Source organism: Pseudomonas putida (genome assembly GCF_009883635.2).
GTDB classification, from domain to species: domain Bacteria; phylum Pseudomonadota; class Gammaproteobacteria; order Pseudomonadales; family Pseudomonadaceae; genus Aquipseudomonas; species Aquipseudomonas putida_W.
In genome coordinates this window covers 4860678-4875519 of sequence record NZ_CP026115.2, presented here as the reverse complement: position 1 = coordinate 4875519, position 14842 = coordinate 4860678, and the positions used below count along the sequence as shown (strand labels likewise).

The 14842-nt window shown below is 62.9% G+C and carries 13 protein-coding genes; 9 read left to right on the top strand and 4 right to left on the bottom strand.

Annotation, left to right across the window (positions count from 1 at the left end; all coding sequences use genetic code 11):
* Nucleotides 1–26: 26 nt before the first annotated feature.
* Nucleotides 27–320: a DUF1330 domain-containing protein gene (locus C2H86_RS22315; RefSeq protein WP_159409858.1), complete on the bottom strand. Its 294-nt coding sequence runs from the start codon at nucleotides 318–320 to the stop codon at nucleotides 27–29.
* A gap of 78 nt (nucleotides 321–398) precedes the next feature.
* Here C2H86_RS22315 and ribBA point away from each other — a divergent pair, with 78 nt between their 5' ends.
* The 5 genes from ribBA to C2H86_RS22290 all read left to right on the top strand — a co-directional run bounded on the left by ribBA (nucleotide 399) and on the right by C2H86_RS22290 (nucleotide 5781).
* Nucleotides 399–1520, top strand: a complete 1122-nt coding sequence (gene ribBA / locus C2H86_RS22310; protein WP_159409857.1) for a bifunctional 3,4-dihydroxy-2-butanone-4-phosphate synthase/GTP cyclohydrolase II — start codon at nucleotides 399–401, stop codon at nucleotides 1518–1520.
* Nucleotides 1521–1857: 337 nt separating this feature from the next.
* Nucleotides 1858–2883, top strand: a complete 1026-nt coding sequence (locus C2H86_RS22305; RefSeq protein WP_159409856.1) for an ABC transporter substrate-binding protein — start codon at nucleotides 1858–1860, stop codon at nucleotides 2881–2883.
* Nucleotides 2880–3797 carry an ABC transporter permease gene (locus C2H86_RS22300; protein WP_159409855.1) on the top strand — a complete coding sequence of 306 codons (918 nt, stop codon included), beginning with the start codon at nucleotides 2880–2882 and terminating at the stop codon, nucleotides 3795–3797. The genes C2H86_RS22305 and C2H86_RS22300 overlap by 4 nt, the downstream gene beginning before the upstream one ends.
* A gap of 6 nt (nucleotides 3798–3803) precedes the next feature.
* The gene (locus tag C2H86_RS22295) at nucleotides 3804–4613 is read left to right on the top strand and encodes an ABC transporter permease (RefSeq protein WP_027919924.1); all 810 of its coding nucleotides are present in this window, start codon (nucleotides 3804–3806) and stop codon (nucleotides 4611–4613) included.
* A 19-nt stretch (nucleotides 4614–4632) separates the two neighbouring features.
* A complete protein-coding gene (locus tag C2H86_RS22290; protein ID WP_159409854.1) occupies nucleotides 4633–5781 on the top strand; it encodes an ABC transporter ATP-binding protein in 1149 nt (382 codons plus the stop codon).
* A 109-nt stretch (nucleotides 5782–5890) separates the two neighbouring features.
* Here the strand turns inward: C2H86_RS22290 and C2H86_RS22285 are convergent, their stop codons facing one another.
* Nucleotides 5891–6802 carry a LysR substrate-binding domain-containing protein gene (locus C2H86_RS22285; protein ID WP_159409853.1) on the bottom strand — a complete coding sequence of 304 codons (912 nt, stop codon included), beginning with the start codon at nucleotides 6800–6802 and terminating at the stop codon, nucleotides 5891–5893.
* 96 nt (nucleotides 6803–6898) lie between these two features.
* Between C2H86_RS22285 and C2H86_RS22280 the strand changes: the two genes are divergently transcribed.
* The 3 genes from C2H86_RS22280 to C2H86_RS22270 all read left to right on the top strand — a co-directional run bounded on the left by C2H86_RS22280 (nucleotide 6899) and on the right by C2H86_RS22270 (nucleotide 10594).
* Nucleotides 6899–7999, top strand: coding sequence for a tartrate dehydrogenase (locus C2H86_RS22280; RefSeq protein ID WP_159409852.1), 1101 nt, complete (start codon nucleotides 6899–6901; stop codon nucleotides 7997–7999).
* Nucleotides 8000–8065: 66 nt separating this feature from the next.
* Complete coding sequence (locus tag C2H86_RS22275; protein ID WP_159409851.1) at nucleotides 8066–9373, top strand: substrate-binding domain-containing protein; 1308 nt, start codon at nucleotides 8066–8068, stop codon at nucleotides 9371–9373.
* 159 nt (nucleotides 9374–9532) lie between these two features.
* Nucleotides 9533–10594, top strand: coding sequence for a TerC family protein (locus tag C2H86_RS22270; RefSeq protein WP_159409850.1), 1062 nt, complete (start codon nucleotides 9533–9535; stop codon nucleotides 10592–10594).
* Nucleotides 10595–10993: 399 nt separating this feature from the next.
* Here the strand turns inward: C2H86_RS22270 and C2H86_RS22265 are convergent, their stop codons facing one another.
* Both C2H86_RS22265 and C2H86_RS22260 read right to left on the bottom strand, forming a co-directional pair.
* Nucleotides 10994–12373 (bottom strand): PAAR domain-containing protein, encoded by a 1380-nt coding sequence (locus C2H86_RS22265; protein WP_159409849.1) that lies wholly within the window; start codon nucleotides 12371–12373, stop codon nucleotides 10994–10996.
* Between the two features lie 138 nt (nucleotides 12374–12511).
* On the bottom strand, nucleotides 12512–13741 hold the full coding sequence (locus tag C2H86_RS22260; RefSeq protein WP_159409848.1) for an acyl-CoA dehydrogenase: 1230 nt from the start codon (nucleotides 13739–13741) through the stop codon (nucleotides 12512–12514).
* A gap of 138 nt (nucleotides 13742–13879) precedes the next feature.
* On the opposite strand from C2H86_RS22260, the gene C2H86_RS22255 reads away from it, so the two are divergent.
* Entirely contained in the window at nucleotides 13880–14806 is a 927-nt protein-coding gene (locus tag C2H86_RS22255) for a LysR family transcriptional regulator (RefSeq protein WP_159409847.1), read from the top strand.
* Nucleotides 14807–14842 lie beyond the last annotated feature (36 nt).

Below are 14842 nucleotides of genomic sequence, written 5' to 3'. Positions count from 1 at the left end.
CCGCGAAAGGGCCATCAGCACTTAGCTCAAGGCTCGAACCCTTCAACGATGATCACCTCAGCCTTGGCCACCCCTTGGCGATGGCTGCATGCCTCCTGGTACAGCTCCGACCAATAACAGGCCACCGCCTGCTCATACGAATCGAACTCGATCACCACGCTACGCTGTGGAGTGGGCCGCCCTTCCATCGCCTCGCTGCGCCCGCCGCGAGCCAGGAAGCGGCCGCCGAATGCCTTGAAGGCAGCGGGAGCGCGCTGGGTGTACTGCTGGTACTGCTCGGGGTCGGTCACGTCGACGTGGGCGATCCAATAGGCCTTCATCCGCTGCTCTCCTGTTACAACGATATTTGTGTATGATGGTATACCATAAAAATCACCCCACCACAGTGAGCGTGCAACATGGCTTTCAACACCATCGAGGAACTCCTCGAGGACTACCGGCAAGGCAAGATGGTCCTGCTGGTGGACGACGAGGACCGGGAAAACGAAGGCGACCTGCTGATCGCCGCCGAGCGCTGTGATGCCCAGGCCATCAACTTCATGGCCCGCGAAGCGCGCGGGCTGATCTGCCTGACCCTGACCGACGACCACTGCCAGCGCCTGGGCCTTGAGCAGATGGTACCGGCCAATGGCAGCGTGTTCAGCACCGCCTTCACCGTGTCGATCGAAGCCGCCACCGGCGTCACCACCGGCATTTCCGCCGCCGACCGGGCGCGCACCGTGGCTGCGGCCATGGCGCCCGATGCCCGCCCCGAAGACCTGGTGCAGCCTGGCCACATCTTCCCCCTGCGTGCCCGCGAAGGCGGCGTGCTGACCCGTGCCGGGCATACCGAAGCCGGTTGCGACCTGGCCCGTCTGGCCGGTTTCACCCCGGCCTCGGTGATTGTCGAGGTGCTCAACGATGACGGCACCATGGCCCGCCGCCCGGACCTGGAAGTGTTCGCCGCGCAGCACGGCATCAAGATCGGCACCATCGCCGACCTGATCCACTATCGCTTGAGCAACGAGCAGACCATCAAGCGCATCGGCGAGCGCGAACTGCCGACCGTGCACGGCACGTTCCGCCTGGTGACCTACGAGGACCGCATAGAAGGCGGCGTGCACATGGCCATGGTCATGGGCGATATCCGTCGTGAGCAGCCGACCCTGGTGCGAGTGCACGTGATCGACCCGCTGCGCGACCTGGTGGGTGCCGAGTACGCCGGCCCCGCCAACTGGACTCTGTGGGCGGCGCTGCAGAAAGTGGCCGAGGAAGGCGCCGGGGTGGTGGTGATCCTCGCCAACCACGAATCCTCACAAGCCTTGCTCGAACGCGTACCGCAGCTGACTCAGCCGGTGCGGCCTTATCAGCGTGGGCAGTCCAAGGTGTACTCGGAAGTCGGTACCGGGGCGCAGATTCTGCAGGACCTGGGCGTGGGCAAGCTGCGTCACCTGGGCCCGCCGCTGAAATATGCCGGGCTGGCCGGGTATGAACTGGAGGTGGTGCAGAGCATTCCGTTCGAGCCCGGGATGGTTGGTTGAAATACACACTCCTGTAGGAGCGGGCTTGTCCCGCGAAGCAGGCAACGCGGTGCATGGCACGGGCTTCGCCCGTGTTCGCGGGACAAGCCCGCTCCTACAGGATCCAGGCAAAGCTTTCGTTCCCTTACATGACTACGGAGTGATGGCCGGTAGCCTCATACCTCTTGCCAAAAGTTTGGAATACCATAATATGATATCCCGTAGACCTTGAATCTCCAGGCCGGCACCTACAATTACAAACGGCCACCAGACACTTTGTTTTAGCTGCTCCCCGAACACTGTTGGCGGGCGCACCAGAAGCCCCGCCTCGAATAACAAAAGCAACGAGGGCGTAACCATGCTGTTGAGCAAACGTGTAACCGCAGTGCTGTCCGCCAGCCTGCTGACCCTGGCATGTCAGGCCGCCCAGGCCGCTGACAGCCTCAACTTCGTCAGCTGGGGCGGTACCACCCAGGACGCCCAGAAAGAAGCATGGGCCGTACCCTTCAGCAAAAGCACCGACATCAAAGTCGTCCAGGACGGCCCGACCGACTACGGTAAGCTCAAGGCCATGGTCGAGAGCGGCAACGTGCAATGGGACGTGGTCGACGTCGAAGCCGACTTTGCCCTGCGCGCCGCCAGCGAAGGCCTGCTCGAACCCCTCGATTTCAACCAGATCAAACGCGACAAGATCGACCCGCGCTTCGTCTCCGACCACGGCGTCGGCTCGTTCTTCTTCTCCTTCGTGCTCGGCTACAACGAAGGCAAGCTCGGTGCCAACAAGCCGGTCGACTGGACTGCGCTGTTCGACACCAAGACCTACCCAGGCAAACGCGCCCTGTACAAATGGCCGAGCCCCGGCGTGCTGGAACTGGCCCTGCTGGCCGACGGCGTAGCGCCCAAGGACCTCTACCCGCTGGACCTGGACCGCGCCTTCAAGAAGCTCGACACCATCAAGAAAGACATCGTCTGGTGGGGCGGTGGTGCCCAGTCGCAGCAGCTGCTGGCCTCGGGTGAAGCGTCGCTCGGCCAGTTCTGGAACGGCCGCGTCTATGCCCTGCAGCAAGACGGTGCACCGGTGGGCGTGAGCTGGAAGCAGAACCTGGTCATGGCCGATTTCCTGGTCATCCCGAAAGGCTCGAAGAACAAGGACGCGGCCATGAAGTTCCTGGCCAATGCCAGCAGCGCCGAAGGCCAGGCCGACTTCGCCAACAAGACCGCCTACGCCCCGGTGAACGTCGACAGCGTGGCCAAGCTCGACAAAGACCTCGCCCCGAACCTGCCGACCGCCTACGCCCAGGACCAGGTCACCCTGGACTTCGCCTACTGGGCGAAAAACGGCCAGGCTATCGCAGCCCGCTGGAATGAGTGGTTGGTCAAATGAAAGTCGCCATCAACGCCCTGCAGAACGCGCAAGGTGCCCCCACGGGCACCGGCGCCCCGGGAACGGCCCCTGGCCGCGTGAGCCTGGGCCAGCGCTGGAAAGGCAGCCGCAACCTGCTGCCGGCCCTGCTGTTCCTCGGCCTGTTCTTCTTCGCCCCGCTGGTCGGCCTGTTGCTGCGCGGAGTGCTGGAGCCAACGCCAGGGCTGGGCAACTACGAGCAGCTGTTCGCCAACTCGGCCTATGCACGGGTGCTGTTCAACACCTTCTCGGTGGCCGGCGTGGTCACCCTGATCAGCGTGCTGCTGGGCTTCCCGTTGGCCTGGGCGATCACCCTGGTGCCCCAGGGCTGGGGCCGCTGGCTGCTGAACATCGTCCTGCTGTCGATGTGGACCAGCCTGCTGGCGCGCACCTACTCGTGGCTGGTGCTGCTGCAGAGCTCGGGGGTGATCAACAAGGCGTTGATGGCCATGGGCATCATCGATACCCCGCTGGAGATGGTGCACAACCTCACCGGTGTGGTGATCGGCATGAGCTACATCATGATCCCGTTCATCGTGCTGCCGCTGCAGGCGACCATGCACGCCATCGACCCGATGGTGCTGCAGGCCGGCTCGATCTGCGGCGCCAGCCCGTGGACCAACTTCTGGAAGGTGTTCCTGCCGCTGTGCCGCTCGGGGCTGTTCTCCGGGGCGCTGATGGTGTTCGTGATGTCGCTCGGTTACTACGTCACCCCAGCGCTGCTCGGCGGTGCGCAGAACATGATGCTGCCTGAATTCATCATCCAACAGGTGCAGTCGTTCCTCAACTGGGGCCTGGCCAGCGCCGCGGCCGCACTGTTGGTGGTGATCACCCTGGTGCTCTTCTACCTGTACCTGAAGCTGCAGCCGGAATCCCCGGTCGGCAACGCGAGGTAAACCGCCATGCTCCTGTCTCCCAATGCCATGGGTCGCCCGTTGCGTACGGGCCTGTACCTGACCACCGGGGTCATCGCGGCCTTCCTGCTGCTGCCGGTGGTGTTCATCGTGCTGCTGTCGTTCGGCTCGTCCCAGTGGCTGGTGTTCCCGCCACCGGGCTGGACCTTCAAGTGGTACGGCCAGTTCTTCTCCAACCCGGAGTGGATGGACGCGGCCCTGGCCAGCCTCAAGGTCGCCGTGCTGACCACCATCGCCGCGGTGCTGCTGGGCCTGCCCACCGCCTTCGCCCTGGTGCGTGGCCGCTTCCCCGGCCGCGAAATGCTCTACGGGCTGTTCACCATGCCGATGATCGTGCCACTGGTGATCATCGCCGTGGCGGTGTACGCGCTGTTCCTCAAGCTGGGCTACACCGGCACGCTGTTCGCCTTCGTGGTCAGCCATGTGATCGTCGCCCTGCCGTTCACCATCATTTCGATCATCAACTCGCTGAAGCTGTTCGACCAGTCGATCGAGGATGCCGCGGTGATCTGCGGTGCCTCGCGTCTGCAGGCGATCTTCAAGGTGACCTTCCCGGCGATTCGCCCGGGCATGATCGCCGGTGGCCTGTTCGCCTTCCTGGTGTCGTGGGACGAGGTGGTGCTGAGCGTGATGATGGCCAGCCCCGACCTGCAGACCCTGCCGGTGAAGATGTGGACCACCCTGCGCCAGGACCTGAGCCCGGTGATCGCCGTGGCTTCTACCCTGCTGATCGGCCTGTCGCTGCTTGTCATGTTCATTGCCGCCGCCTTGCGCCGGCGCACCGAAGTCAACGCCTGAGCGTGCGGAGAAAACAACAATGAGTGCAGTCATCAAAGACAACGCCCACGGCAAGACCCTGGTCAGCCTGCGTGGCCTGAACAAGCACTACGGCGACTTCACTGCCGTGGACAACCTCGACCTGGAGATCCAGGACGGCGAGTTCCTGACCTTCCTCGGCTCCAGCGGCTCGGGCAAGTCCACCACGCTGTCAATGCTGGCCGGTTTCGAAACGCCGAGCAGCGGCGAGATCCTGGTCGAGGGCCAGTCGCTGGTCAATGTGCCGCCGCACAAGCGTGACATCGGCATGGTATTCCAGCGCTACTCGCTGTTCCCGCACTTGAACGTGCGTGACAACATCGGCTTCCCGCTGGCCATCCGCAAGCTCAGCGCCACCGAGACCAGCAAGCGCGTCGATGCCATGCTCAAGCTGGTGCAGCTGGAGAAGTTTGCCCACCGCAAGCCATCGCAGATGTCCGGTGGCCAGCAGCAGCGCGTGGCGATTGCCCGGGCGCTGGTGTACGAGCCACGCATCCTGCTGATGGACGAACCGCTCGGTGCGCTGGACAAGAAGCTGCGTGAAGACCTGCAGGACGAACTGCGCCAGCTGCACCGCCGGCTGGGTATCACCATCGTCTACGTGACCCATGACCAGGAAGAAGCCATGCGTCTGTCCCAGCGCATCGCCATCTTCAGCCATGGCAAGATCGTTGGCCTGGGTACCGGTTACGACCTTTATCAGAACCCGCCGAATGCCTTTGTCGCGTCGTTCCTGGGCAACTCCAACTTCCTGCGGATCAAGGCCAGCAGCAATGGCGCGGGAAGCTTTGAGGGCCAGCCGGTGGCGATTCGCCTGACCCCAGGCCTCAGCGCCGAGCAGGATGCACTGATCATGGTGCGGCCGGAGAAGGCCCTGGCCTTGACCGCCGAACAGGCCGCGCGCGAGCCATTGCCTGCGGGCTGGAACGAGGTCAGTGCCAAGGTCGGTGAGGTCCTGTTCCTGGGTGAGAGCCAGACCTGCCATGTGGTCACCACGGGCGGTACCGAGCTGACGGTGAAGGCGCTATCTGCCGCCGGGATGCCGATGCAGCCGGGGGATACCGTGAAGGTGCGCTGGGCGGTGGCGGATGCCTGCATCTATACCGAGTGGGCCGAGAGTGATCTGAGCAAGTCGGCCGGCGCGCACTGATCCCGGTGGGTTAGTGGCTGTACCGGCCTCTTCGCGGGACAAGCCCGCTCCTACAGGCGTTGCACATTCCGTGTAGGAGCGGGCTTGTCCCGCGAAGAGGCCGGTACAGTCAACCCGGAATCTGAAACCTGTCGGCAAAGAACTCCCGGAAAAACTCCACCGCCACCCGCACCTTGGCCGACCCGGCCAGCGGCGCGGTATACACCGCCCAGATATCGGCACTCTGCCGATACCCCTCCAGCACCTGCACCAGCCGGCCATCCGCCAGGCTGTCGTGCACATCCCACCACGACCGCAGCACGATCCCGCGCCCGTTCAGGCACCACTGGTGCACCACTTCGCCATGGTTGCTCGACAGTGCGCCAGTGACCCGCACACTCTCCTCGCCCGCAGGCCCCTCAAGGTGCCAGACCCCGAAAGGATGGTCGCGCTCCTTGATCACCAGGCAGTCATGACTGGCCAGATCCGCCAGGCTCTTCGGCGTGCCGCGCCGGGCAAGGTAGTCCGGCGCCGCGCACAACACCCGCCAGTTGCGCGCCAGGCGCTTGGCGATCAGGTTCGGGGCAATCTGGTCACCCACGCGGATATCCAGATCGACGCCCTCGGCCACCAGGTCCACCAGGCGATCATGCACGTCCAGGCGGATGTCCAGCCGTGGGTAGCGCGCCGCCAGCTCCGACAACGCTGGCGCCACCATCCGCCGCCCCAGGCCCAGGCTGCTGGCGATGCGCAACTGCCCGGCTGGCTCCCGCTGCCCGGCGTCCAGGTCGTCGCCCATGCGCTGCAGTGCCTCGAAGATATGCTGCGCCCATTGATAGACCCGCTCACCCTCCTCGCTCACCGTCACCCGCCGGGTGGTGCGGTGCAGCAGACGCACGCCGAGGTCCGCTTCGAGCACGCGGATGCGCTTGCTGACGAAGGCAGCCGACATCCCACGGGCCTCGGCCACCGCCGCAAAGCTCGCACGGCGGGTCACCTGAAGGAAGATATCAAGGTCGTCGAGGCTGGGCAGATTATTCACGATACGTGCACCAAGAATGCATGAGCTAGCTGATTATTTATGCAAAGGACCCTTATAGCATGGCCGACATCAGTTCCCCAGACACACGGTGTGGCCATGACCAAGACCAAGACGTTCAAGATCGCCGCCATTCCCGGCGACGGCATCGGCAATGAAGTGCTCCCGGAAGGTATCCGCGTGCTCGAAGCGGCTGCCCGCAAGCATGGCCTGGACCTGCAGTTCGAGTTTTTCGAATGGGCCAGCTGCGACTACTACCTGGCCCACGGCAAGATGATGCCGGACGACTGGTTCGACCAGCTCAAGGTCTTCGACGCCTTGTACTTCGGTGCCGTCGGCTGGCCCGACAAGGTGCCTGACCACATTTCCCTGTGGGGTTCGCTGCTCAAGTTCCGCCGCGACTTCGACCAGTACGTGAACATTCGCCCGGTCCGCCTGTTCCCCGGCGTGCCGTGCCCGCTGGCCGGCAAGCAGCCTGGCGACATCGACTTCGTGGTGGTGCGGGAAAACACCGAAGGCGAATACTCGTCGCTGGGAGGGCGCATGTTCGAAGGCACTGCCAATGAATTCGTCCTGCAGGAATCGGTGTTCACCCGCCGTGGCGTCGACCGCATCCTCGAATACGCGTTCGAACTTGCCCACAATCGCCCGCGCCAGCATGTGACCTCGGCCACCAAGTCCAACGGCATGGCCGTGAGCATGCCGTACTGGGACGAGCGCACCGCCGCGGTGGCCGCGCACTACCCGGAGATCACCTGGGACAAACAGCACATCGACATCCTTTGCGCACGCTTCGTGCTGCAACCGGAGCGCTTCGACGTGGTGGTAGCCTCCAACCTGTTCGGCGACATCCTCTCCGACCTCGGGCCGGCCTGCACCGGCACCATCGGCATCGCGCCGTCGGCCAACCTCAACCCCGAGCGCAAGCTCCCGTCGTTGTTCGAGCCGGTGCATGGCTCGGCGCCGGATATCTTCGGCAAGAACATCGCCAACCCGATCGGCATGATCTGGTCGGGTGCGCTGATGCTCGAATTCCTTGGCAAGGAAACCGCGGACGCCCGTTATCAGGCCGCACACGATGAAATCCTGCTGGCCATCGAGGCGGTCATCGCCAGCGGTGCGACCACGCCTGACATGGGCGGCAGCCGCTCGACCCAGGCGGTCGGCCAGGCCATCGTCGATGCACTGAATGCCGCCTGACTGTCACATTTCGGTCACGCCACCGTCGTAATCTGCCGGGCAACTCTATGCCAAAGGTTGCCCGGCATGCGCCGCCTGCTGCTCCTGCTGCCTCTCCTGCTGACCCTGACGGCCCAGGCCGACCCTGCGCTGTTGCGCGTGCAGGGTTCCAACACCATTGGCGCAGCATTGCTGCCGGCATTGGTGCAAGCGCACCTGCGCGCGCAGCAGGCGACGGACATCGAGCAACTGCCAGGCGCGGTGGCCAACGAAACCGTGATCAAGGCCCGCGATGCGCATGGCCAACCTTTGCGTATCGACATCGCCGCCCACGGTTCGAGCACCGGTTTTGCCGCCCTCGGCCAGGGCCAGGCAGACCTGGCGGCGGCCTCGCGTCCCATCAGCGATGCCGAAGTGAACCAGCTCAAGGCCCTGGGCGACCTGCGCTCGGCCAGGGCCGAACAGGTCATCGGCCTGGATGGCGTGGCCGTCATCGTCCACCCCGACAACCCGCTGCCACAACTGACCACCCAGCAACTGGCGCAGATCTTCTCCGGGCAGATCCAGCACTGGGAGCAACTGGGCGTGGCAGGTGGGGCCATTCACCTGTATGCCCGCGATGATCGCTCCGGGACCTATGAAACTTTCAAGGCACTGGTACTGGAACCGCACCATGGCGTGCTGGCCACGCAGGCGCAGCGCTTCGAGTCCAGCGAAACCCTCGCCGAACGGGTCGGCGCTGATCGTCACGCCATCGGTTTCAGCAGCCTGGCGGCGGTACACGGGGCCAAGGTGCTGGCGGTGGCCGAGGGCGATGCACCGGCCATGCTGCCTGATCGCCCACTGGTCGCCAGCGAGGACTACCCGCTGTCGCGGCGGCTGTACTTCTACCTGCCAGCCAATGCCAAACCCCAGGCCCGGGCGCTGGCCGACTTCGCCCAGACTGCGGCCGGCCAGGCCATCGTCGCCGAACAGGGCTTCGTCTCGCAGCAGGTCCAGACGCAACCGGTAGCGGCGCAGGCCGACATGCCGCCCCGCTACCGCAGCCTTGCCCAGCAAGCGCAACGCTTGAGCGTCAATTTCCGCTTCCAGGAAGGCAGCGCCAGCCTCGACAACAAGGCCCTGCGCGATGTGCAGCGGGTGGTCGAATACCTGCGCCAGGCTGGCAAGCTGCAAAGCAAGGCGGTGCTGGTAGGTTTCGGCGACCCTAAGGAAACGCCCGGCCGTGCAGCGTTGCTGTCGCGCTTGCGTGCCCAGGCCGTACGCCGCGAACTGGCACGGGGTGGCGTCGAGGTGCTGGAAGTGACCGGTATGGGCGACGAGTTGCCGATCGCCGGCAATGACAGGGAGCAAGGCCGCTTGCGTAACCGTCGGGTGGAAGTCTGGGTCTACTGACACGCAAAGAAATGTAACAGCTCACCATTCGGCATCACTGGCAAACGGGTCTAGGCTCAAGCCCATGTGATACCGGGCCCCTCTGACGGCTGCCAAGCCGTGATGTCGGATCACTGTTGCGATCTTCACTTGGCAACGTCGACATTCAAGGAGGGGCTCATGACAGCTCTGCAGACATTCCTCACCTCCCCGTTTCTTGGCACCAGCACCTGGTTGTGGCTGGTGTTCATGGCCATCGTCATCGGTTTGCTGGTACTCGACCTGGGTGTGCTGCACCGCCAGGACCGCGAGATCGAAATGCGCGAAAGCCTGTTGCTGTATTCGGGCTATTTCAGCGTCGGCGTGCTGTTCGGCCTGTGGGTCTGGCATGAGCTGGGGGCGCAGTCGGCGCTGGAGTTCTACACCGGTTTCCTGGTCGAGCAGTCGTTGTCGATGGACAACGTGTTCGTCATGGCGATGATCTTCGGCTTCTTCGCCATCCCCCGCCGCTACCAGCACCGCGTACTGTTCTGGGGCATTCTTGGCGTGGTGTTCCTGCGTGCGATCATGATCGGCGTGGGGGCGGCGCTGGTGCAGAACTTTGCCTGGGTGCTCTATATCTTCGGCGCCTTCCTGCTGTTCACCGGGGTGAAGATGGCCCTGTCGAAGGAGGACAGCCACCCCGACCTTGCCAATAACCCGATCTTGAAATTCGTCCGCCGGCACATGCGTGTGACCGACCAGATCCATGGCTCGCACTTCTTCGTGCACCTGACCCCGCCCGGCGAAAGCAAGGCCCTGCGTTATGCCACACCGCTGTTCCTGGCCTTGGTGCTGATCGAACTGGCCGACCTGGTGTTCGCCGTCGACAGCGTACCGGCGATCTTCGCCATCACCCAGGACCCGTTCATCGTCTACACCTCGAACATCTTCGCCATCCTGGGTTTGCGCTCGCTGTACTTTGCCTTGTCGGCGCTGATGCACCGGTTTGTCTACCTCAAGTATGCGCTGGCGCTGGTGCTGATCTTCATTGGCTGCAAGATCTTCTACCACGGCATGGTGGGCAAGGTACCGGCGTTGCTGTCGTTGGGGGTGACGTTCGGGTTGTTGCTGGGTGGGGTGGTGGTTTCGTTGATCAAGACGCGGGGGGAGAAGGTGGTGAGTGACACGGAGTTGGAACAGCCAACGATCGGGAAAGACAAGGTTGGTGAGAAGGAGGAAGACCCGCAGATGCGGGTCTGATCCAAGAGTATTGGCTACTTGAATCGGACAAATGCCCACATAGCCGCCATCCCGACGAATCCGCTCACAGTCAGCCAAGATGAGATCACGAGCCTTCGTTTGAGGCTGAGTGGAAACGCCTTCAACTCTTCTACATCCAGCTTCCCAGTTCGCAATACCAACCAAGGAAATGAAACCAATCCGCCCACTGCCCCCACTAACATCCATCGCCACTTGAAGCTTCCATTGCCCCAAGTCCTCTTCAATACTTCTAGATATGGATTACTGGTAATTGAAGAGCAGACAACGCCATAGTCTTTGGACAGCGTAATGTAAGCGCCCATGACAACGCCGGGCAGTCCCACAATGAAGGGGCTAAGCAAAATGATTAGCTTAAGACCTGAGGGCCAAGTTGAAATATCAATCATTGGTCACCTCGTAGATGAACTCACCTGCTGACTCTCCGAATTCCGCGCCCAAGAGACCTCCGGCAAACCCACCTCCCCCGACTAGCACGATGCCACACAGCGGAGTGCCTAGACCTGCTGTTCCCGCTGCAAAAACACCGCATAATGTGCCTACCGCTGCGGTCGCAGCATATGATCCAAGCGTTGCCCCGGCAACACCAGCAGTAAAACTACCTGTCTCAGTTAGCCGCACCTTTCTACAAGCCTCGGTTTCGCCGGCACGACAAACTACTTGCACTTTCAGGTATGACGAAGTACCAGCTAGCCCAACCGCAGCATGCCCACCCCACTGAAGGTACTTACCAAGCTTCGCCACCTTATCCAGATGCGTCGCATACCCCGGAATCTGTCCCGGCCCGCCCGCTTTCGACCAATGATGCACAAGGCTTTTGGTCGAAATATTCAAACTCTTCTTCAGCCGTTCATAGCTCCCAAGATTGAGCTTTTTGTTGAGAAACGCCGCTTTCAGCTGCCCGTCGAGCTGCTGCAACAACTGCCGCCGCTCAGCAAAGAAACCCGGGCTGTTCAGATGGCCATGGCGCAAGAATTCGCGTTGATGCAGTTGCTCGATCTTGGTCAATGTCCCGCTGACTTGCTTTAGCCCTTGATCGAGCATGTCCTTGCCCACCCCCATGGATTGGCTTGCGTTGGCAAGCAATCCCGCAATCTCGGCCTGGTGCTGCATCATGAAATCCGACTCGGCAAAATCGAGTGCCGCCAGCGCCCGCCGCGCATGCTCTGCGGCTGCCATCAGCTGGGCTTCTTCGCGGGTGCAGGCGTTGCCATTGTCCGGATCGCCGATAACGAAGATTTCCCCAGCCTTGAACCCTTGCTCGAAGGTAGGGTTAAGCCGCTGCAGATGCGAGATCGGCAGAGTGCTGTCGTGCGCCTGCAACTGCAGCAGCACCTGCGGGAACGACATGTGCCGGGGCACCACATAGAACCCCGGTTCCAGCGTACCGGGCATGGATGTCATCGCAGATTGCGCAAAGTGCTCAGTGTGAGCCTCAGACACTTGTACGGCTGGCCTGGCCTGCCTCGATGGCGGTGCCTCATTCAACGGTGCAACCACCCGGTTGCTGCCAGGTGAACAGGCACAAACGACCAGCGCGCCATCCATCGCCACCCGCCTGCCGGAAGAGATGAAGAACTCAACCCCTTCGGCAACCATCCCCTCCTGCCCACAAAGCGGACACTCCGTAGTGGGGTCGCCTTCCCTGAGCACCTCGCGTCCATCGGACGTGTACCCGGTACCGGTGGCGATGCAAATGGCCCCGGTGGTCGTGGTATCACCATCGACCGCCTGGCCTCTGCCATCCAGATTGACCCGCATCGGCAATACTCCCCTGTGCATTTATCAGGTTTGAAACCTAACAGCTGCCCAGAGGCCTTTAGTGCCTGAAGTGGGAAATTAGACGTTTCCTACTAGTTCGATGAACTTATCTCCCACAGAGGCAGGAACCGGCTTGCCTCACCTTCCGCCGCGCAGCATCTCCACCGGCACATACTTGCCGATCTCGTACTTGCCGATCGCCGCCCGGTGCACCTCATCCGGCCCATCGGCCAGGCGCAGGGTGCGTTGCATGGCGTACATGTAGGCCAGCGGGAAATCGCCGCTCACCCCTGCCCCACCGTGCATCTGGATGGCCCGGTCGATCACCTTCAACGCCACGTTCGGCGCCACCACCTTGATCTGCGCGATCTCGCTGCGCGCGACCTTGTTGCCGACGGTGTCCATCATGTACGCCGCCTTCAGCGTCAGCAGGCGCGCCATGTCGATCTCCATGCGCGAATCGGCGATCTTGTCGACGTTGCCCCCCAGACGCGCCAAGGGCCGGCCGAAGGCCGTGCGCTCGACCGAGCGCTTGCACATCAGCTCCAGCGCCCGCTCGGCCATGCCGATCGAACGCATGCAATGGTGGATGCGGCCTGGGCCAAGGCGGCCCTGGGCGATCTCGAAACCACGCCCCTCGCCAAGGACCACGTTCTCATAAGGCACCCGCACGTTCTCGAACAGCACTTCGGCATGGCCATGGGGCGCATCGTCATAACCGAATACCGGCAATGGGCGGACGATCTTCACCCCCGGCGCATCGGTCGGTACCAGCACCATCGAATGCTGCTGATGGCGCGGACCGTCTGGGTTCGACAGGCCCATGAAGATCATCACCTTGCAGCGCGGATCGCAGGCGCCGGACGTCCACCATTTGCGGCCATTGATCACCCACTCGTCACCATCACGCACGGCCGTGGCAGCCATGTTGGTGGCGTCCGAAGAAGCCACGTCCGGTTCGGTCATGGCGAATGCCGAGCGGATCTCACCGCGCAGCAACGGCTCCAACCACTGGCGCTTTTGCGCCTCGCTGCCATAGCGCACCAGCACTTCCATGTTGCCGGTGTCTGGCGCCGAGCAGTTGAACGGCTCCGGGCCCAGCAGCGAACGGCCCATGATCTCGGCCAGCGGCGCGTACTCCAGGTTGCTCAGACCGGCGCCGTATTCCGACTCCGGGAGGAACAGGTTCCACAAACCCTCGGCCCGGGCCTTGGCCTTGAGCTCTTCCATGATCGCGGTGGGTTGCCAGCGGTCGCCCTCGGCGACCTGGCGCTCGAACACCGGTTCGGCGGGATAGACATAAGCATCCATGAAGGCGCTGACGCGCTCTCGCAGTGCCTGGACCTTGGGCGAATAGGCGAAATCCATCGGGGTTACCTTCACGGTTCGAAGTACATGGGCAGAGCCTAGAGCAGCCAGCCTCGATCTACCTAGTCTATTTTCCGTGTGTATAAACATTCATAACCGATATATGATCGGCCAATAATTCCAACAAAGAGCGGCGCCATGAACCTCAGCAAGGTCGACCTCAACCTGTTCATCGTCTTCGACGCGATCTACACCGAAGCCAACCTTACCCGCGCCGGGCAGATCGTCGGCATCACCCAGCCGGCAGTGTCCAACGCTCTGTCGCGATTGCGCGAAACCTTCAACGACCCGCTTTTCGTACGTACCGCCCAGGGCATGGTGCCCACGCCCATGGCCCAGAACATCATCGGCCCGGTGCGCAATGCCCTGGCACTGCTGCGCACCTCAGTGCAGGAAAGCCGCATCTTCAACCCGCAGCAGGCCAACAAGACCTTCCGCATCAGCATGACCGACCTCACCGAGGCGGTGATCCTGCCGCCGCTGTTCCAGCGCCTGCGCCGCCTGGCCCCGGCGGTGCTGATCGAAAGTTTCCTGTGCAAGCGCCGCGAAACCACCAAGGAACTGGCCGCCGGGCGCCTGGACTTCGCCGTCGACGCCCCACTGAACACCGACCCGCAGGTGCGCCACGTCAAGCTGATGCAGGATCGCTATGTCTGCGCACTGCGCCAGGGCCACCCGCTGGCCGATACCAAGCTGACCCTCGACAACTACCTGGGCATGACCCACATCCATATCTCCAGCCGCCGCAACGGCCTGGGCTACGTGGACCTGGCACTGGGCAAGATGGGCGTGCAACGCAAGGTCGCGCTGCGCTCCCAGCATTACCTGATGGCTTCGCAGGTGTTGCAGCAGACCGACATGGCCATGACCGTACCCGAGCGCTTCGCCCGCCGTCACCAGTTGCGTTTCCAGCCGCTACCGGTGGACGTACCAGCGCTGGAGACTCACCTGTACTGGCATGAGAGCACCGACCAGGACCCGGCCAACCGCTGGATGCGCGAGCAAATCATCGAATTGTGCGAGCGCGTGGTGGCCGAAGAAGAACGGGCGCTGGAGCCTGCCTGAAGCGTTCATGGCACTGTGGGCTCGCCTGGGCCCACA